Annotated in this window: 14 protein-coding genes; 5 read left to right on the top strand and 9 right to left on the bottom strand. The window is 71.6% G+C overall.

Annotated elements, in window-relative coordinates; all coding sequences use genetic code 11:
- Positions 1-83 precede the first annotated feature (83 nt).
- A complete protein-coding gene (locus OV427_RS46665) occupies positions 84-998 on the top strand; it encodes a bile acid:sodium symporter family protein (RefSeq protein WP_267862720.1) in 915 nt (304 codons plus the stop codon).
- Positions 998-1993 (top strand): hypothetical protein, encoded by a 996-nt coding sequence (locus OV427_RS46670; RefSeq protein ID WP_267862721.1) that lies wholly within the window; start codon positions 998-1000, stop codon positions 1991-1993. Before OV427_RS46665 ends, OV427_RS46670 begins: the two co-directional genes overlap by 1 nt.
- 95 nt (positions 1994-2088) lie before the next feature.
- On the opposite strand, the gene OV427_RS46675 is transcribed toward OV427_RS46670, so the two are convergent.
- Positions 2089-2586, bottom strand: coding sequence for an FKBP-type peptidyl-prolyl cis-trans isomerase (locus tag OV427_RS46675; protein WP_267862722.1), 498 nt, complete (start codon positions 2584-2586; stop codon positions 2089-2091).
- Positions 2587-2804: 218 nt separating this feature from the next.
- Between OV427_RS46675 and OV427_RS46680 the strand changes: the two genes are divergently transcribed.
- The gene (locus OV427_RS46680) at positions 2805-3785 is read left to right on the top strand and encodes an RNA ligase family protein (protein WP_267862723.1); all 981 of its coding nucleotides are present in this window, start codon (positions 2805-2807) and stop codon (positions 3783-3785) included.
- A gap of 28 nt (positions 3786-3813) precedes the next feature.
- Here the strand turns inward: OV427_RS46680 and OV427_RS46685 are convergent, their stop codons facing one another.
- Together OV427_RS46685 and OV427_RS46690 are read right to left on the bottom strand one after the other, a co-directional pair.
- Positions 3814-5409: a ribonuclease H-like domain-containing protein gene (locus OV427_RS46685; RefSeq protein ID WP_267862724.1), complete on the bottom strand. Its 1596-nt coding sequence runs from the start codon at positions 5407-5409 to the stop codon at positions 3814-3816.
- A gap of 15 nt (positions 5410-5424) precedes the next feature.
- The gene (locus OV427_RS46690; RefSeq protein ID WP_267862725.1) at positions 5425-7842 is read right to left on the bottom strand and encodes a DEAD/DEAH box helicase; all 2418 of its coding nucleotides are present in this window, start codon (positions 7840-7842) and stop codon (positions 5425-5427) included.
- A gap of 84 nt (positions 7843-7926) precedes the next feature.
- Here OV427_RS46690 and OV427_RS46695 point away from each other — a divergent pair, with 84 nt between their 5' ends.
- Entirely contained in the window at positions 7927-9174 is a 1248-nt protein-coding gene (locus tag OV427_RS46695; RefSeq protein WP_267862726.1) for an SLC13 family permease, read from the top strand.
- 6 nt (positions 9175-9180) lie between these two features.
- Here OV427_RS46695 and OV427_RS46700 read toward each other — a convergent pair whose 3' ends face one another.
- On the bottom strand, positions 9181-10020 hold the full coding sequence (locus OV427_RS46700; protein WP_267862727.1) for a hypothetical protein: 840 nt from the start codon (positions 10018-10020) through the stop codon (positions 9181-9183).
- A 170-nt stretch (positions 10021-10190) separates the two neighbouring features.
- On the opposite strand from OV427_RS46700, the gene OV427_RS46705 reads away from it, so the two are divergent.
- The gene (locus OV427_RS46705) at positions 10191-10880 is read left to right on the top strand and encodes a general secretion pathway protein GspE (protein WP_267862728.1); all 690 of its coding nucleotides are present in this window, start codon (positions 10191-10193) and stop codon (positions 10878-10880) included.
- Between the two features lie 9 nt (positions 10881-10889).
- On the opposite strand, the gene OV427_RS46710 is transcribed toward OV427_RS46705, so the two are convergent.
- The 5 genes from OV427_RS46710 to OV427_RS46730 are packed head-to-tail and all read right to left on the bottom strand — an operon-like array spanning position 10890 to position 19776.
- The gene (locus OV427_RS46710) at positions 10890-13175 is read right to left on the bottom strand and encodes a cyclic nucleotide-binding domain-containing protein (protein WP_267862729.1); all 2286 of its coding nucleotides are present in this window, start codon (positions 13173-13175) and stop codon (positions 10890-10892) included.
- A complete protein-coding gene (locus OV427_RS46715; RefSeq protein WP_267862730.1) occupies positions 13175-15301 on the bottom strand; it encodes a HEAT repeat domain-containing protein in 2127 nt (708 codons plus the stop codon). The genes OV427_RS46710 and OV427_RS46715 overlap by 1 nt, the downstream gene beginning before the upstream one ends.
- Positions 15302-15361: 60 nt before the next feature.
- Positions 15362-17911 carry a pseudouridine synthase gene (locus OV427_RS46720; protein ID WP_267862731.1) on the bottom strand — a complete coding sequence of 850 codons (2550 nt, stop codon included), beginning with the start codon at positions 17909-17911 and terminating at the stop codon, positions 15362-15364.
- Between the two features lie 25 nt (positions 17912-17936).
- The gene (scpB, locus tag OV427_RS46725; RefSeq protein WP_267862732.1) at positions 17937-18920 is read right to left on the bottom strand and encodes an SMC-Scp complex subunit ScpB; all 984 of its coding nucleotides are present in this window, start codon (positions 18918-18920) and stop codon (positions 17937-17939) included.
- On the bottom strand, positions 18907-19776 hold the full coding sequence (locus OV427_RS46730) for a segregation and condensation protein A (RefSeq protein ID WP_267862733.1): 870 nt from the start codon (positions 19774-19776) through the stop codon (positions 18907-18909). The genes scpB and OV427_RS46730 overlap by 14 nt, the downstream gene beginning before the upstream one ends.
- Between the last annotated feature and the right edge of the window lie 119 nt (positions 19777-19895).

The raw sequence follows: 19895 nt of genomic DNA on the forward strand, positions 1-19895 counted from the left end.
ATTGATTTCGGGGGGTGGCTTGAAGCGGGTCGCCTGATTTTGAGACGATCCTGCGTTCAACGCAGGACAGTGCAGGGGGGCGAATGCAGGCGAACGTCTTCACCGGGGTCCTGATGCCTGTAGCCCTGGGCATCATCATGCTGGGCCTCGGGTTGTCACTGACCCTCGAGGATTTCAAACGCGTCATCGTCTATCCGCGCGCGGTGATCGTCGGGCTGGTGTGCCAGATGTTGCTGTTGCCCGTGGTGTGCGCGCTGGTGGCCCACGCGTTCAACCTCCCTCCCGAATTGGCGGTGGGGTTGATGCTGCTGTCCGCTTCTCCGGGCGGGGCGACGGCGAATCTCTTCAGCCACCTGGCGCGAGGCGATGTCGCGCTCAACATCACGCTGACGGCGGTGAACAGCGCGCTCACGCTCTTCACCCTGCCCCTCATCATCAACCTGTCGATGACGCACTTCCTGGGCGAGGGGCGCGCGGTGCCCATGCAGTTCGCCAAGGTCGTCCAGGTGTTCGTCATCGTCCTGGGGCCGGTGTGCGTGGGGATGTTCGTCCGCTCTCGCCGCGCGGAGCTGGCGCAGAAGCTGGACCGGCCCATCCGCCTGTTGTCCGTCCTGTTCCTCCTCGCCGTCATCGGCGGCGCCGTGTACCAGGAGCGGGAGAACGCCCTCGGCTACTTCGCGCAGGTGGGCCCCGCCGCGCTCGCCTTCAACGTGGCCAGCATGCTGGTGGGCTACTGCGTGCCGCTGCTGATCCGGCTGCCGCGGAAGCAGGCGGTGGCCATCGGCATGGAGATTGGCATCCACAACGGGATGCTCGCGATGGCGATTGCCCTCAGCCCCACGCTGCTCGCCAATCCCACGATGGCGATACCGCCCGCCATCTACAGCCTCGTCATGTACTTCACCGCCGCCGCCTTTGGCTTCTTCGTCAGCCGCGGCCACGCCGAAGCGAAAGACCTCCCCGAAGTGTCGTCCCCCACGCCCGAGAAGGTGTCTTGATGAAGATGCTGCGCACCCCCATGTCGATGCTCACGCTGTCCCTGTGTCTCGGCCTCGCCGCCCCGGCCGTTGCACAGGAGGGCACCGCATCCCCGGAGACCCCGCAGTCGGCCACGCCGGAAGTCCCGCAGACGCCCGCGCCCACCGCCGACACCGCCCTGGCCGGTCCCCCCAGGGCGCCGGACCTCCGGCTCTACTTCGCGAACGCCAACTTCCTGCGCGCCAACCCCATCGGCATCGAGTCGCAGAATCGCCTCATCCTCCAGAAGCGGCTCTCCGACAGTGACTCGCCGCTGTTCCGCGACACGTTCATCAACGGCGGCGTGGCCGTGAAGCTCAACCCGGCCGCCACGCGCGTGGGAGCGGAGGTGGGTTTCCAGCCCATCGCCGTGTTCAACCTGAAGGCCACCGCCGAGTACGCCCGCTACTTCGGCCTGTTCGGCTTCCTCCAGTCCTATCCGAACCCGCTGGCGGACTTCTCGGACGACTCGCGCAGCACGACCGAGGACAACGCGTACAGCACCAACGGCATGCACTTCATGCTGGAGCCGACGCTGCAGGCGAAGGTGAGCAACTTCGTGCTGCGCAGCAAGGTGTCCATCGAGTACTGGAACGTGGACCTGAAGGAGGGAGACGGCGCGGCCTTCTACGACGCGTTCCTGGACACGCTCGTCCCCGGCAAGGGCTGGGTCTTCACCAACGACTCCGACCTGATGATGCTGGCGTCCCCGCAGCTCACCCTCGGCGCCAGGTTCAGCGCCGTGTGGCCGCAATACGACGAGGCGGCCGCGGGCGCCGCGCTGCCGGACAACAGCCACATGCGCATCGGCCCCATGGCCGCCTATGCCTTCCACACGCGTGAGGGCTCGACGTTCAACCGGCCCACGCTCTTCGTCAACGTCGCGTGGTACCTCAAGCACCCGAACCGCGAGGGCGCGATGCCGTACATCGCCACCGGCTTCGCCTTCACGTCCGACCTGCTCGGCGGAAGATAGCGTCCTGCCGTGCAGGTGTTCCCGTGGCCCGTTCCCTCAGTCCGGGGGACGGGCCACGGGCTTTTCGACTCTCCGGGCCTGGAAGGCCGCCCGAGTCAGTGGTCGTCGTGGTCGTGGTCGTCGTGCGGGCCGTGCGCGTGGCCGTGCTCGAGCTCCTCGGCCGTCGCGGTGCGCACGTCGCGCACGGTGACGTCGAAGTGGAGCGTCTTGCCGGCCAGCGGGTGGTTGAAGTCCACCAGCACCTTGTCGCCCTTCACTTCCTTGATGAAGAAGTCCACCTCGTCACCGTCCGGGTCGGTGGCGCTGAGGACGCCGCCGGCCACCAGCTCCAGGCCGTCGGGGAACTCGGTGCGGGGGACCTCCTCGAGGCCCTCCGGGTCGTAGTCGCCATAGCCCTCGTCGGGGGTGACGGTGACCTGGAGGGTGTCGCCCTTCGCCTTGCCCTCCAGCGCCTTCTCCAGGCCGGGGACGATTTCCTCGTGTCCTTGCAGGTAGACGAGCGGCTCGCCGGGCTCGCTCTCGTCCACCGCCTCGCCGTCACCGAGGTGGAGCCGGAAATCGATGGAGACGACGCTGTCCTTGGTAATTTTCATGGGGCCCTCATAGCGCACGGCGATGGCACATGCCTCAATGATGTGCCTGTCTGACAATGGAGCGAGCGTCCCTTCCCCGGCTTCTGTCCGATTCCGGCGAAGGAGGAATGCCGGACAGCCGCGCCCGCACTGGCGGAGGGAGTCAGCCTGCACAGGAGCCGCACGTCCGGAGGGCACGCGCGGCGCCCTCCCGGTGCCGGGTGTGCTCCGAGGGTGCCATGCGCTTCCGTCCCTTCCTGAAGATGCCCGCTTCCCGAGAGGTGAAGGACCGCGCCGGCCCGGGGGGGACCTGGGTCGCGCTGGAGAAGCTCCATGGCGCGCAGCTCGTCATTGGAGTCCGTGGTGTCCCCGGCGTGCGTGCGGGAGCGGTCCGGTTCGGCAAGCGGAAGGCCTGGCTGGCCGACGATGAGCCGTTCTTCGGCTGGCAGCTCCTGCGCGCGGAGCTGACCGACGGCGCCTTGCAGGTGGCCCGCGCCGTGGGCGGCGAGGGGCGAGACGTGTACCTGTACGGCGAGCTCTTCGGGGGCCGGTACCCGCACCCGGACGTGCCCGCGGTGCCCGGGATGGCGCCCGTGCAGACCGGCATCTGGTATGCGCCGGACCTGCGGTGGGCGGTGTTCGACGTGCTCGTGGCCGACTCCGAGGAGGACGAAGGCGTGCTGCTGGCCCATCACGAGGTGGAGGCGCTGGCGCGCGACGCGCGGCTGCTGACGCCACCGGTGGTGCGGCGCGGGCCGCGCTCCGAGATGGGCACCGTCCCCACCCGTGCGACGACACGAGTCCCTGCCCTGCTCGGCCTTCCGCCGCTCGCCGGCAACGTGGCCGAGGGCCTGGTCATCAAGGCGGACGCGCGCGCGGCGCCGGGCCAGCGCATGGCCTGGAAGCGGAAGATCGAGGAGTTCGACGAGGCGCGCTTCGACGAGAGCACCGCCTGGGACGCGGAGCAGCGGCTGTCGCCGGAGGAGCTGCGGGCCTGGGCGGAGCGGCTGGTCAACCCCGCGCGCATCGCGAGCGCGGTGTCCAAGTGCGGCCGGGCGTCGCGGGCGGCGGTGCTCGACGAGGTGGTGCTGGACGTGCGGGTGGACCTGGAGCTGGCGTTCCCCACCGCCTACCGCGCGCTCACGTCCGCCGAGGAGGAGCGGCTGGACGCCAGCCTCCGGGAGCGTGCCGCGCCCGAGGTGGACGCGGCGCTCCGGTAGGCGTCAGGTCGTGGCCCCGGTGCTCCGCTCACGCGTCGGAGCGCTGGGGCCGCCCGGCGAGGTCCAGCGGCCAGGCCCGGGCCAGGCGGGCAAGCCTTCCCTCCAGGCGTGCGACGCGGCGCTGATGGTCCTCGGGGAGCTCGGCCGCGGCGGAGAGCCTCGCGTGTTGGAGGGCTCGCGGCAGGTCCTTGAGGGCGTGCTCGTAGAGCTTCGTCAGCTCCAGGTGGAGGGTCGCCGCCTGGAAGCCCCGGGCGGAGTGGAGCGCCTGGTGCAGGTGCGTGGCCGCCGCGGCCGGGTCGCCCGCCTTGCGGGACAGGCGGGAGGCCAGCGCCAGTGCCTCGACACCCACCGCGCCCTTGTCCCCCGCGGCAGCCGCCTGGGCGAAGGCCTGCGCCCGCGCATAGTCGCGAGCACGGAGGGCCACGCCGGCGAACCCCAGCAAATCTCGCGGGTCCTCGCTCGCGGGCACCGAGGCGCCCGTGCCGCCCGCGCGGAAGCGCCGCACCAGCTCTCCGAGGAGCGCGGCCAGCAGCAGCAGGTCGTTGACGTTGTGCTCCAGCACGGGCGTCAGCGCCGAGCCGTCCCCTCCCCGCAGGAAGCGGAAGTACAAATCTGGGATGAGCGCGCCGTCCACGTCGCCGATGCGGCGGTGCCCGAGGACGGTCTCCTCCATGTGCACCAGCCGCGCGCCGGAGCCCCGGTGCTTGAAGACGCGGCGGGCGCAGTGCAGCAGGTCCAGGTGGGGCAGCTCCGCGGGCGTGGGCACACGGTTGAGCACGAAGCGCGTGCGGAGCAGCGGCCAGTCGAAGCTCTTGCCGTTGAACGTCACCAGGCAGGACGACTGCGCCATGCGCTCCGAGAGGACTCGGAGCATGGGGGACTCTTCTCCGAGCCGGCGCAGGAAGAGCTGATGCACGCGCAGCGAGCGCCCCTCGAACCAGGCGAGGCCCACGAGAAAGGGCACGGTGCCCGTGCCACCCGCGAGGCCCGTCGTCTCCGTGTCCAGGAAGAGCATCCGCTGGAAGTCCACGCCCGCGAGCTCCGCCTGCAGCGCGAGGCTGGCGACGAGCTCGCCCTCCACGTCCAGGGCTCCCGCGAGCGGGGCGCTGCCGTGGTGATGCTCGGGGGCCAGGAGGCGCTCGGAGACATGCACGGTGCCGAACGTCGTCGAGCGCGCCTCCACGGGCAGCGGGCCGGGAGGCGCCGGCGCCGGAGCCTGGGCCCGTCGCGCGGAGGAGGTCTCCTGTCGCTGCGACCAGTCCGCGAGCATCTGGCGCAGGTGGGCGATGCGCGGGTCCTGCGGACGCGAGGGCTCGGTGCCGGCGGATGATTCAGGGGCGGTGCTTCGCGTGCCGTCATTCGTGCGCGAGGCCGTGGCCGCGGTGACACCAGCGCCGCCCACGTTCCAGCGTGGCACACTCGAAGTCGAGGCAGCGTCGGACGCAGGGCTCGCGGAATGAACGTTCCTTCCGCCGCTGTCGGCCGCCGGAGGGGGGCTCCCTTCGAGCATGCCGTCCCCGGCTGGCACCTGTCCCTCAGGGACGACGTTGACGGAGGGCTTCGCCGGAGCCCTGCCCCCGGGACCCACGCCATTCAACCGAGCCAGCTTGCTCTTGAGGTCCATGGGCCCGCCCTCCGCCTACTGCATCCCCGCGACGCCGAGCGCCGACAGGACGTCGAGCCCCAGCCGCTTGCGGGAGAACGGCTCCACCGGTGCATTCCCGGGCGTCGCCCCCGTCGAGGGGCCGATGCACGCCGGACAGCCGTCCTCGCACGAGCACGACTCCAGCAGCCTGCGCGCGCGCAGCAGCAATTCGTCGCGCTGGTCATAGAGGCGCGCGGCCAGCCCCACGCCACCGGGAATGTTGTCGTAGAGGAAGATGGTCGGGTCGAAGCCCACGCCGCCGTCCTTGCGCGGCGGGCCCTCCGCGTCGTCACGACTGCCGAGCGTCTTGCCCACGTCCCTCGGGTCGATCATCAACCCCACGCACGCCACCGTGCGCAGCGCGGTGGCCACCCCGCGCAGCGCGTCGATGACCGAGGGCCGGGGCGCGCGCATCGAGCGCACCACGGACTCCGGCACCGTCAGCCAGAGCGACGTGGTGTGCATCTGCATCTCCGGCAGCGCCACGTCGCCGTAACCCACGTTCTCGTGCGTGTGGTACTTGATCTTCTTGTAGCCCACCACCTTCTCGATGACGCTGACCTCGCCCATGCCCGCGTGGAGGTCCGGCCCCATCGGCGCGGCCTGGTCCTCCTGGATGACGTGCACGCGCACGTAGGTCATCGCATCGGTGAAGTAGTCCGGCGCCACCTTGCGCACGAAGGCCTTGTGGTTCTCGTAGTCGAACTGCTCGACCTGGTACTGCTCGCCCTCGTGCTGGTAGATGGCCTGCTCGTGCAACATCGTGTGCGCCGAGCGGAAGTCCATCTCCGCCAGCGTCCGGTCCGTGCCGCGCTCGATGATGACGACGTTGTCCCAGCCCACGCTGCGCAGGGACACGTGGTTGGCCGGGTACGCATCCGTGGACCAGTGGAACACGCGCTTGCCCGCCTCGCCCACGGTGGGGTGCACCACCTCGTGCTGCGCGAGGAAGCCGAGCGCCTCCGCCGTGGACTCGGGCGGCACGTCTCCGAAGGGCTCGCCTTCCTCGAAGGGCAGCTCGAACGAGGCGCACTTGAGGTGCTGGACCAGAATCTCCACGTTGTCCGGGTCGATGCGCGCGTGCTCCACGGGGGCGCCGATGAGGAAGCGCGGGTCCGACGCCATGTACTGGTCCAGCGGCGCGCTCGACGTCACCAGGAGCGCCAGGCTTCCCGCCCCGCGCCGCCCTGCCCGGCCGAAGCGCTGCATCAGCGCGGCCACCGAGCCGGGGTAGCCCGCACACACCACCGCGTCCAGCGAGCCGATGTCGATGCCCAATTCCAGCGCGTTGGTGGCCACCACGCAGCGGACCTCGCCCGCGCGCAGCGCCGCTTCCGTGGCGCGGCGCGTGCCGGGCAGGTAGCCGCCGCGGTAGCCCTGGATGAGCGACGGGTCCAGCTTCTCCTCGACGAAGCGGTCGCGGAGGTACTTGAGCATCACCTCGATGTTGTTGCGCGACTGGCCGAACAGCAGCGTGGACACGCCCGCGCGTACCAGGTCCGCCGTCAGGCGCACCGCCGTCTTCAGGTAGCTGGCGCGGATGCCCAATTCCGCGTTCACCACGGGCGGGTTGAAGACCATGACGCGGCGCTCGCCGGACGGGGCGCCGCTCTCGGACACCAGCGCCACGTCGCGCCCGAGCATCCGCCGCGCATGCGCCTGCGGGTTGCCAATGGTGGCCGACGCGGCGATGAACACCGGGTCCGCGCCGTGGAAGCGCGCCACGCGCTGCAGGCGGCGCAGCACGTTGGCGAGGTGCGAGCCGAAGACGCCTCGGTACGTGTGCAGCTCGTCGATGACGACGTAGCGGAGGTTGGAGAACAGGCGCGCCCAGCTCGCGTGGTGCGGGAGGATGCCGGTGTGCAGCATGTCCGGGTTGGTGAGCAGCACGCCGCTGCGCTCACGTGCGGCCCGGCGCGCGTCCGCGGGGGTGTCCCCGTCGAACGTAATCGCACCGTGGGACAGGCCCGCCTCGCGCATCAACGCGCGGAGGGACTCCTCCTGGTCTCGGGAGAGCGCCTTGGTGGGGAACAGGTACAGGGCGCGGGCCTGCGGCTCGCGGGCGAAGCGGTCCAACAGCGGCAGGTTGTAGCAGAGGCTCTTGCCGGAGGCGGTGGGCGTGGCGATGACCAGGCTCTGCCCCGCGCGGGCCAGGCGGTAGGCCTCGGCCTGGTGGGAGAAGAGCTGCTCGATTCCGCGCTGGCGCAGGGCCTCGCGGACCTGGGGGGCGACGGCCTCGGGCACGGGCGCGAAGGTGCCGGCGCGCGCGGGCGTGGCCTCGTCGAGCACGAAGGAGGGCCAGAGCTGCCGGTCCGAGCGCCACCCCTGGAGGACGGCGTCCAGCCCGCGAGGCGCATTCCAGGGAGTGCGCCGGGGCCCGCCGAAGGCGTCGGTTTCCTTCTCAGGCTTCATGGGTCGGGCACTGTACAGGCGTACACCGGGGCGGACAACGCGCTTGCGGCGCGCCCGGCAACTCTCGGCTAGGGTGCCGCGCCCGTGGCCCTCGCCATCTTCCTGTTCACCTACGTTTTCATCGCCGGCGCGCGCCTTCCGTTCCTGAAGCTGGACCGGCCCGGCGGCGCGCTGCTGGGCGCCGTGCTCATGGTGGTGCTCGGCGTCGTCACGCCCGCCGAGGTCTTCAACCACAGCGAGAATCCCGCCCGGCATGCCATCGACGGGGACACCATCGTCCTGCTGCTGGGGATGATGCTGCTGGCGGCCTACCTGTCGCAGGCGGCCTTCTTCCGTACCGCCGGTGCGTGGGCCGTGCGCAGGGCGCACACGCCCCGGCTGCTGCTGGTGGCCGTGACGTTCATCTCCGCGGTGCTGTCCGCGTTCCTCGTCAACGACACCGTGTGCCTGATGCTCACGCCGCTGGTGCTCGTCACGGTGGACGACGCGAAGCTGCCGCCCGTGCCCTACCTGCTCGCCGTGTGCATGGGCAGCAACAGCGGCTCGGTGGCGACCTTCACGGGCAACCCGCAGAACATGCTCATCCAGGGCGCCTCCGGCCTGTCCTACGCCAGCTTCGCCGCGTACATGGCCCTGCCCGCCCTGCTCTCCACCATCATCGTCACCGGGGCGCTCGTGTACCTCTTCCGGTACGACCTGCCCTCGAAGCGCTTCGACCCGCAGCCGCCCCCGCCTCCGGTGGACCGGGGACTGCTGTGGCTCACTCTCGTCGTGCTCTTCGGGGTGGTGGCGGCCTTCTTCGCCGGCCTGCCCATGAGCTGGAGCGCCCTGGCTGGCGCCGCCGTGGTCATGGCCCTGTCCCGCCGCGAGCCGCGCGAGGCGCTGGAGCGCGTGGACTGGGTGCTGCTCCTGTTCTTCGCCAGCCTCTTCGTCGTGGTCTACGGCGTGAACAAGCACGGCTGGGCCGAGGAGATCCGCGTGCTCTTCGCTCCCCTCATGGTGGGCCCGCCCTGGCGCGAGACGCTCGGCTTCGCGGGGCTGACGCTCGTGGCGTCCAACCTCTTCAGCAACGTGCCCTTCGTCATGCTCGCGCGCACGTGGGTGCCCACGCTGCAGAACGTGGAGCTGGGGTGGCACGTGCTGGCACTGGGCTCCACGCTCGCGGGCAACCTCACCCTCATCGGCAGCGTGGCCAACCTCATCGTCTTCGAGGCCGCGCGCGGGAAGGTGAACATGACCTTCCTCGGCTATCTGCGCATCGGGCTGCCCGTCACCCTGCTCAGCTTCGTCGTGGGGCTGGCGGTGCTCCTCGCGGAGCACGCGCTCTTCTGAGCGTGCCTATTCCGGGTCCGGGTCCGGCAGCTCGCCCGCGGGCAGTTCCTTCTCGGGCGGCTTCGGCGGCTCGGGCGGAGACTTGCCGGCGGTGCCGGGGACGGTGTCCGGCGCGGCCGAGCCGGGCGGGTCCGCCACCGGTGGGCCGCCACGCCTGTCCCTGGGCGTGAGGTCCTTCACGAAGACACCGGCCACCTCGTCCAGCATCGTCGTCAGCGCCTGGCGGAACAGGTCCGGATTCTTGCCCACCTTGAACGGGTCCAGGTGCGCGGCTCCCGAGGCCACCTGGTCCACCTCGAACGGGCGGCGCCACACCTCCGAGCGCCCGTCCAGGGTGAACATGCGCCCGTAGCCGCGCACGTAGGCGCCCGCGTGGCCGCCCTTGCTGCGCATGCCGTACTCCTGGACGACGAACTCGACGATGGTGTCCGCGCCCAGCGGCGTCACCAGGTCGTAGTCCGGCGCGTTGGCGGGCACCTCCTCCACGAGGAAGCTCTCCAGCACCGACGCCACGCGCGCCGGGTCCACCACGCGCGTCCACGGGTACTCACGGGGAAGCTGCGTCAGCGTGTTGACGCGCAAGCGCTCGGAAATCTCGAAGCGCGTCACGGCGTGCTGCAGCTTCACCGTCAGCCGCCGGTCGGCCTCCACCGGCTCCAGCTTCTTGAGCTTGTCGCCGTACGCCGAGTCGTCGCGGAACACGACGCTCTTGGGCCCCGCACCGTCCTCGATGCGGGAGATGAAGGCGGGCCGCCGGACGCGGTCCAGGTCCGCGCCGGCCAGCCGCTGCGACGCACAGCCGGCGGTGAGCGCCAACGCGAGGAATGGAAGGACGCTTCGAGTCATTCACCCACAGTTGTATCCCAACTCGCGCCTTCATGCTCCTACCCGGCCGTACCCCTCCCTTTGGGGCATCCCATAACCGTCCGCTGGTATGCTCCCCCGCCGTGAGTTCCTCGCCTACCCCGCCCCCTGTTTCCTTCCCTGGTCGCAAGCGCCGGCTCGGGGAAATCCTGATGGACGCCGGCCTGCTCACGGAGACGCAGTTGCGCTCCGCGCTCGCCGAACAACGCAAGTGGGGCGGCCGACTGGGGCTCACCCTGGTGCAGATGGGCTTCGTGGACGAGAGCTCCATGGTCCACGCGCTGTCCCGGCAGCTCTCCATCCCCACGGTGGACCTGGAGGTATTCACACCGTCACCGGTGGCCCTGCAGGCGCTCCGGGTGGACATCGCCGAGCGGTACACCGTCTTCCCCACCGCCGCGGACCCGGCCAACAAGCTGCTCACCGTGGCCACCGCGGACCCCACCAACGTGGAGTCGCTCCAGGAACTGGCCTTCCACACCGGCCAGCGCATCCAGGTCGTCGTGGCGGCCGCGTCGTCCATCGAGCGCGCCATCCGCCGCAACTACCACCATGAAGTCACGTCCCCCACGGCGACGCCGCTGACGTTCGGCATGGACGAGCCCACCTTCGAGCTGGCCCCGCCCTCCGAGTCGGAAACCCTGCAGGCGATGTCGCGCATGTCGGCGCACCCCAGTCCCCGGGAGAGCGAGCTGCTCCAGCGGGTGGAGGAGTTGTCCCAGCAGGTGTCCACCCTGGAGCGCATGGTGGCCCAGCAGGCCCGCTCGCTGCGGGCGATGCTGGAGCTGCTGGAGACGCGGGGGCTGGTGACTCGCGACGACTACCTGGCGAAGGTGCGCTGAGCGCGCGCCTCACACCAGGATGAGCTCCTCGTCGACCTCTTCCGGCAGCTGGCCGGTGGAGGAGCGCTCGCCCAGCACGCGCTGGGTGCGTTGCAGGCGCTCGTCGCTCAGCTCGGAGATGAGCACCAGGATCTGCGGGTGGCTGGAGATGAGCGCGTCGAAGTCCGCGCGCGGCAGCCGCAGCAGCGTGGTGTGCCGCGAAACCGTCACTGTCGCGGTGGCGGGCGTCTTCTGCAGGAGGGAGATTTCTCCGAAGAGGTCGCCCTCCTTCAGCCGCGTCAGCAGGTGGCCGTCCTTGCTGACCTCCACCTCGCCGGACAGCACCACGTAGAGGCCGTCCGTCTGGTCGCCGTCGCGGATGATGACCTCGTCGCGCTCGACGTCGCGGGCCCGGAAGCGCTCCACCAGCGTGCGCCGGTCCTTCCGGTTGAAGGGCCGGAACAGCGCGGAGGTGTTCATCACGTTGGTCAGCAGCCGCTGCCGGCAGAACTTCTTCAGCGCCTGCGCTACCAGCGGATAGCTGCGTGACAGCTCGGCGAGCACCGGTGCGGAGATCTCCAGGAGCTGCGTGTCGTCGGACGCGCTCTCGACGGAGGCGGTGCGCGCCGCGCCGGACAGGAGCGCCATCTCACCGAAGCAGGCACCGCCTTCCAGCGTCGCGAGGTCCTGGCGCTGGCCGTCCTCCATCCGGAAGACCCGCACGGTGCCCTCGCAGATGACGTAGAAGGCGTCGCCGCGGGTGCCCTGGTCGATGATGCGCTCACCCGGGCCGAAGCGGCGCAGCGGGCAGCGCTCGAAGAGCTCGATGAAGGCGTCGCGGGGAAGGTCCGAGAACAACGGCACCGTGGGGAGGTCGCTCAGCGAGCGGCCGTCGGCGCCGACCTCCTCGGTGAGGCTGTAGACCTCTTCCTCCTCCGGGCTCGAGGGGATGGCCATGGCGGCGCGCTGGCTCAGCCCGGCCTGCGCGGCCAGCTCCACCGCGTGCAGGAGCGAGTCGCCCTCCAGCTCCAGCTCCGTGAACGACGATGCCCCCACCGCCTCCCGGAGCGACGCGCCGAGCTCTGGCGACAGCTCGCGCAACGGGAGCGCGGTGGCACCGGCGGGAGCCTGCGGCTCGGCACGGCGCGGGCGCAGGCCCGGAGGCGCGGAGGAGGCACTCGTGGGAGCGGGCTCCGAGGGGCTCACGGTGGACGCTGCCGAGTTCGAGTCACCGATGGGCGACGAGAGGGCCTTCCACTTCCCGCTGGGAGTCCGCGCGGACGGCGCCGCCTCCACGGGGGTATTGCTCGGCGTCGGCGGAGACTGGAGCGCGGTCGGAACGGCCACGCGCTGGGAGGTGCGCGGCGCGAGGCCCGGAGGCAGCGAAGACGTCGCGGGACGGGCCGCGACAGCGGGCTGAGCAGGCGTGCTCGCCGCGGCAGGCACGGTGTCCTTCGGCGAGGCAGCGACCGCCGCCGGGGCAGGCGCGCTCGGCGCACCCGGGGATGCAGTCACCTCAGGGGAAGCGGCCCGCGCCTCCTCGCGCGTGGGTGCCACTTCAGCTGCGGCAACCCCCTCCAGAACGCCACCGACCTCAGGCAACGGTTCCGCGGAGGCCTCGGCGTGCCCGGCGTCCTCCACCGGCTCGCCCACCAGGATGGGCTCGTCGTCAACCTCCCCTTCGGCGCGCGCCTCCCCGGCGTCATCCGACAGCCCCACGCTCACGGAGTGGAGGACCACTTCCTCCGAGCCGGACCGGGCCCCCGCTTCCGGTGCCTCCACGGAGAGCGACAGCTCCGCGGGCAGCTCGGAGGACAGGTCCACCGGCGTCCCCGTCGCCGCCAGCCCGTCACCCTCGACGTCCACCTCCAGGTCGATCTCCGCCACCGCCGCCCGGACCTCGGCGGGCAGCCGCGACGTCGAGACAGGCGCGGACATCGGCACCGGCGCCTCGGAGAGCGCGCTGCCCATGGGGCCACGGGCCCTCGCACCGGCGGGCGTCCCCCGGCGCGCGTACAGGTCCGCGAGCATCTGCTGCACGCCGCGATGCGCCGGGTCCAGCTCGAGGATCAGCTTGCTCGCGGCGATGGCGCGCGGAAGGAAGCCCTCCTTGGCGAAGCCCTCGGCGGCGGACTGGTACGCGGAGATGGCGCGGTCCCGCTGACCGGCCTTGGCCCAGGCGTCCCCCGTACGCAGACGCGACTGGAGGTCCTTCGGGTCGGCCCGGCAGTACTCCTCGTACAGCTCCGCGGCTTTGGAGAAGCGGCCCTTGGTGAAGGCTTCGGTGGCCTTGTCCTTGAGCTTGCGCAGCTCCATCAACGTGCCCCCCCGGCAGCGGTGCCGTCCTTCGTCAGCGCCGCGCCCGCGGACTCGCGGACGGAGCGGAAGTAGTCCCCCTTGAGCGCGGCCAGCGACTCGGCCTGCGCGGGGGTGCCAATCTTCTTCAGGGCCGATGCCGCGGCGGCGCGAATCTCCGGCAGGTCGTGGAACAAGTCCCTCGCCACCACCTCGGCCGCCTGCGTGTCACCGATGGCCCCGAGCGCCAGCAGCACGTCCCGCCGCGCCACGCTGTTCGGCTCGTCCAGCGCCTTGATGAGCGTGGGCACCGCGTCCTTCGCCTGCATCCGTCCGAGCAGCTCCGCCGCGAGCGCCGCCTCCGGGCCGCCCTCGCGCACCACCGTCTGCAGCGCCGCCGACGCCGAGGCCGCCGGCACGCCCGGGCCCCGCGTGAGCGCGTCCAGCACCAGCAGCTTCTCGCTGCCCATCTTCGGCAGCAGCTCCATCAGCGCCGCCTGACCGGCCTCGCCCGACTCCGCGAGCGCCTGGGCCAGCGACTTCTGCAGGTCACGCTCGGGCTCGAGCAGCCCCGCCTTCGCCACCTCCACGCCCTCGGGCCCCAGCCGGGCCAGCCCGACCAGCGAGGCCACTCGCAGGGGAGTGCTCGCGTCCTGGCTGTAGCCCTTGAGCAGCTCCAGTGCCCCCGGGGCCTTCAGCGCGCCCAGCGCGCGCAGCACCGTGGCCAGCGGCACCAGGCGCTCCGGCTCCACGTCGTCGTACAGCTCGGTGGGCACGCGGTGCTGCACCAGCGACTGCCCCGCCTCCTTCGCGCGGGCCGCGTTGAGCGCCTTCACGCGCTCGAAGAGCGTCGCGTGCTTGGCGGCACGATCCCCGTCGGCCGCGCCGTGGGCATGCGGCTCGGAGGGCGAGGTGGCCGGGTCGAAGCCCGGGCCGTAGCGCTCCGGCAGCTTCTGCGTCACCCAGTCGGCGCGCATCGCCTCCAGCCCCTTCACCTCCTGCTCGTACAGCTTCTGCAGCGCGGGGACGGAGGACGCGTCGCCCACCGCCGCCACGGCCTCCACCGCGAGGTTCCGCAGTGCGGTGTCCGGCTGGTTGAGCCACGGCGTTACCCTGGCCAACAGCGGCTGCGCCGTGGGCCCGAGTCCGATGACGGCCTGGAGCCCGCTGGCGGCCGTGGCCGGGCGGGCCAGCCGCTCGCCAATGGGGTCCACCGGGCAGCCACCGCGAGCGCGCATGCTCCTGCCGGCGTCCATCGCCTCGGCGGGAGCACCGTCCAGGACGATGGCGCACAGGGCGGCGTTCGTCTCCGGCGCGCGCGGGAAGGCGAGGATGGCGTCGAGCGCCAGCGGACTCACCGCGCTCTTCTCCACCGCCACCGCCTGGAGCCGCTGTGCGACGGCCGGGTCCTGCAGCTTCATCAGCGCGGTGATGGCGGACTCGCGCAGCTCGGGGAAGCTCTCGTCCAGCAGCAGGGCGATGGGCCCCACCGCCTGCCTGTCCCGGGCGTCGCCCAGGCCCCGCACCGCGGCGGCGGCGAGGATGACCTGGCTGTCGCGCACGAGCGGCAGCAACCGGCTCACCGCCTCCGGACGCCCGCTCTTGCCCAGCTCTTCCGCGGCGCCCACGCGCTCGGGGAGCACGCCCTCGGTGAAGGCGAGGAGGTTGCGGTCCCACTGGGCCTTGGCCTCGGCGGAGACGACCTCCGCCATGGCGTCGGGGACGTTGGCGTTCTTGAGGGCCTGGACGATGACCTGACGCGTGGCGCGGCCGCGGCGGCCGTACTGGAGCGTGAGGTACGCCTTGGCCTTGTCGTTCTTGACCTTGGAGAGCGCCATGGCGGCGCGCCCCTGGACGTCCTCGTCCGCGTCCTCGAGCAGCTCGCCGAGCAGGTCCACCACGCGGGGGTCCTGGCTCTCACCGAGTGCCACGGCGGCCTCGGCCCGGACGATGGCGGCCAGGTCCTTGGCCGCCCGGGTGAACAGGACGAGGTCGTCCGCGTTGCCCTGTCCCGCCAGCTTCTTCACGGCGAGGGCGCGGACCTCCGGACGGGGACTCTGGAGGTCGGCGAGCAGCTGGTCCCGGCTGCCGTTGCAGCCGAGGACCAGTGCCAGGACGAGGATGAAGGGGCGCGCGCCGGTTCGCATCGGTCTCCGCTGCGGGAAACGGTGGAAGATTCGGCGCCCGTTATACCACCGCGCAGGTTCTCAGCGGGGACGGCGGGGACCACCCTTCGGAGGGGGTCGGCCTGCACCGCCTCCTCGGGAGCCTCCCCGCTCGTCGGCGGGGCCACGGCGGCCGGCACGGACGACGCGCTCGTTGGGATTGCCGCGCGAGTCGGTCGGGCTCCACTCCTTGCGCTCAGGACGGCTGCCTGCCCCCCGAGCACCCGCGCCACCCCGGCCCCGAGGCGCTCCACCCTCGGCGCCTCGCGGCGACCACTCCTTGCGCTCCGGACGGCCCGCGCCGCCCGCGCGGGGACCGGACTCCCGGCGCTCGGGACGACCCGCGCCACGGGGGGCACGGCCTTCGTCACTACCGCCCCACGCCTTGCGTGCCGGACGGGCCGCGCCACCGGCACCGAAGCTCCGGCCACGCGGCCGGTCCTCGCCGCCCGCGCCGCGCTCGGGACGACCCGCGCCGCCGACGCCGTAGCCACGGGCGCGAGGCCTGTCCTCCCCCCCCGCGCCACGCTCCGGACGACCCGCGCCACCGAAGCTACGCGCACCACCGGCGCGCTCCGGACGACCCGCGCCGCCGAAGCCACGCGCACCACCGGCGCGCTCGGGACGACCGGCTCCACCGAAGCTGCGCGCACCACCGGCGCGCTCGGGACGACCGGCTCCACCGAAGCTGCGCGCACCGCCCGCGCGCTCCGGACGACCCGCGCCGCCGAAACCACGCGCACCACCGGCACGCTCCGGACGACCGGCGCCGCCGAAGCCGCGCGCGCCACCCTCGGGGCGGCTCCGGGGCGCACTGCCCTCGTCGCCGCCGCCAGACCACTCCTTGCGTTCCGGACGGCCCGCGCCACGGGGGGCACGGCCTTCGTCACCACCGCCCCACGCCTTGCGCGCCGGACGAGCCGCACCAGCCTCGTCACCACCGGCGCCCCACGTCTTGCGCACCGGACGAGCCGAGCCGCCCTCTTCGCCACCCCACGCCTTACGCGCCGGACGGGCTGAGCCACCCTCCTCGCCGCCCCACGCCTTACGCGCCGGACGGGCTGAGCCACCCTCCTCGCCGCCCCACGCCTTGCGTGCCGGACGAGCCGAGCCGCCCTCTTCGCCGCCGCTCCACTCCTTGCGAGCCGGACGGCCCGCGCCGCCCTCGCCACCACCGGCGCCCCACTCCTTGCGCACCGGACGGTCCGCACCACCCGCACCGAAGTTCTTGCCACGCGGACGGTCCTCACCACCCGCGCCCCTGGCACCGAAGCTCTTGCCACGCGGACGGTCCTCACCACCCGCGCCGAAGCTCTTGCCACGCGGACGGTCCTCGCCACCCGCGCCCCTGGCCGCGTAGCCACGACCACGCGACTTGTCCTCACCACCCGCGCCGAAGCTCTTGCCACGCGGACGGTCCTCACCACCCGCGCCACGCTCCGGACGCCCGGCACCGAAGCTCCGTCCACGCGGCTTGTCCTCCCCCCCCGCGCCCCTGGCACCGAAGCTCCGGCCACGCGGCTTGTCCTCACCACCCGCGCCGCGGCTCCGGGGCGCACCCTCGTCACCGCCCCACGACTTGCGCACGGGACGACCCGCGCCAGCGCCCTCTTCCGCCCCGCGCCCACGGCCGAAGCGAGCCAGGCCCGCACCACCGCCGGCCGCCGGCTTCCGCTCACGCTTCTCGGGACGCGCATCCATGGCACGCGCAGCCTTGGCCGCCGTGCGCGCCATCCCGGACTTCGCCTTGCGAGGCGCGGGCGACTCATCGTCCATCGACAGCTCTTCCTCGTCCCCTTCGAAGCCCGGCGCCGCGCGCCCGTGACGGCGCGGAGGCAGCTTCAGCTCCACGGCCGCGGGCTGCGCCCGGCCCTCGGACACCTCGTTCAACTGCTCCACCTCGCCCTTCTTCAGCGCGCGCAGCTCACCCGGGCGCATGCCCTCCACGCCGATGCCCGCGTACGCCGGACGGAACAGGCGCACCACCGGGTGGCCCACCGCCGCGCACAGGCGCTTGATGAGGTGCGGCCGCCCTTCGGCCACGACAATCTTGATCCACGTGTTCCGCTCGGCCGCCTCGAACACGTCCACCGACAGCGGCGTGGCCATGCCGTCTTCCAGCCGCACGCCACCGCGCAGCTTGTCCAGCGTGGCCGCGTCCGGCGCGCCCTTCACCTTCGCCAGGTACATGCGCGGCACCTGGAAGCTGGGGTGCGTCAGCTTGTGCGCGAGCGCCCCATCGTCCGTGAACAGCAGCGCGCCCTCGGCGTCGTAGTCCAGCCGTCCCACCGGGAACAGCCGCTTGCCCGTCTCCTCCACGTAGTTGGCCACCGTGGGCCGGCCCTGCGGATCCGACAGCGTCGTCACGACGCCAATCGGCTTGTAGAGCAGGTAGTACGAGGACTCATCCGGCGGAGTCACCAGCGTCCCGTCCACCGCGACCAGGTCCGTGCCCGGTTCCACCCGGCTGCCCAGCTCCGTCACCGTCTCGTTGTTCACCGTCACTCGGCCCGCGGTGATGAGCTCTTCTGCGTGCCGGCGCGAAGCCACTCCCGCGCGGGCCAGATACTTCTGCAATCGTTCGGCAGCCATCTATGCCTTCTTCCGTCATTGCCCGTTACTCGGGCTTGGGCCCCTCTTCGCCCGTCACGGGCTTCGGGGGCGTGTCCAGGACGCTGGAGCTGACCTTCTGTGTCCGGTCAGCGGCCTCCATGGCCTCCTCCAGCTCCTCCAGCGCGGCCTCACTCGCCGCCGCGCTCTTCTCCATCCGCTTCGTAAACCCGGGGTCCGCCAGGGTGTCCACGGTTCCTGCCGCAGCCGGCGCTGGCTGCGTTTCCTTCTCTACGATTTCCCGGTGCTCCTGCGTCAGCTCGTGGAACTCACGCAGCGTGGGCAGGGCCGACAGGTCCTTCAGGGCGAAGAACTCCAGGAACTCTCTCGAGGTCCCGTAGAGGATGGGACGCCCCACCTCTTCGCGCTTGCCCAATATCTTCACCAGCTTGCGGTCCATCAGCGCCTTGAGGACCGCACCGCAGTCCACGCCGCGGATGTCTTCAATCTCCGGCCGCGTCACCGGCTGCCGGTACGCGATGATGGCCAGCGTCTCCACCGCCGCGCGCGTCAGCCGCTGCGGCTTCACCCGCAGGTAGCGCCGCACGTACTCGCCCGAGTGCGGGTCCGTCCGGAACTGCCACCCCCCGGCCACCTCATACAGGACAATCCCGCTGATGCCGTCACGGTGGATGCCGGAGAGCTGGTTGATCGCCTCGGCGATGAGCGCCCGGTCGATGCCGGTGGCCATGAACAGCTCGTCCACCGACAGCGGCCGCTCCGCCACGAAGAGCACGCTCTCGATGACGGTGCGGATGCGGTCCGGCGACAGCTTCCGGCTCTTGGTGATGAGCTTCTCGAAAGACGTCTCGAGGTCCGGAACGGTGTCGTCCGAGTCCTCTTCAATCGCGACGGCTTCCACCTCGTCGAGGTCATCCGCCGGGCCGGGGCCGGTGACGGCGGCGATCTCGTCCTCGGAGAACGGGCCGGGGCCTCCGGGCGTGCCAGGGGCGGGCGTCTCGTCCTCGGGGCCGTTGCTACCGGTAGTCACTGTCGTCGACCTCCGTGGGGGCCAGCTTCTCCAGCGCGTCCCCGTTGGGTAGGAGCAGGATGGGGCCGAGCGGCTCGTCCTGCACCACCCGGATGAGCCGCCGCTTCACCATCTCCAGGATGGCCAGGAAGGTGATGACCACCTCCTGCCGCGTCCGCGTTTCCTGCTCGTTGAACAGGCTCTCGAAGAGGACCTGTCCGTGCGGCCGCAGGCGCTCGATGATGCGGAGGATGGCCTCGGAGAGCGTCACCCGCTCGCGCACCACCTCATGCTGCAGCTTGGGCGTCAATCGCTCCAGCACCCGGTCCAGCGCCTCGATCAGCTTGAGGACGCTGAACTCCTGGAGGCCCACCTCCTCCTCGGGGATGGGCACCGCCTCCACCGGCACGTTGCGGGTGAAGACGTCGCGGCCAAGGATGTCCTGCGTCGCGAGGTGCTCGGCGGAGTCCTTGTACTTCTGGTACTCCAGCAACCTGCGCACCAATTCCGCGCGCGGGTCGCCCGCCTCCTCGATGGCCGCGAGCGCCTCCGCGCCCTCCTGCACCGCCGCCGCGTCCTGCCGGGGCAGCAGCATGCGGCTCTTCAGGAGGGCCAGCGTGGAGGCCATCACCAGGAACTCACCGGCGATGTCCAGGTTGATCTCCCGCATCTTCTCCAGGTGCTGAAGGTACTTCTCGGTGATCAGCGCCAGGGGGATGTCGAAGATGTCGACCCGGTGCTCCTTGATGAGATGGAGCAACAGGTCCAGCGGACCCTCGAAGCTGGGCAGCGCGACGCGGAAGGCGTCACCCGGGCTGCGGGGCAACTCCCCATCACCGAGGCCCTCTTCGGCCGGTGCGCGGCGGCCCTCACTCACCGGAGGTCCTTGGGCTGCCTTCGAAGGTGTGTGAGGGACGGCTCGTCATCGCGCAAAGGCCCGACTTTCCTTGGCCTGAGGCGCGAGTCGGGGGGACACACCTCCTTAGCAGTGCCCCT

Source organism: Pyxidicoccus sp. MSG2 (assembly GCF_026626705.1).
Lineage (GTDB): Bacteria > Myxococcota > Myxococcia > Myxococcales > Myxococcaceae > Myxococcus.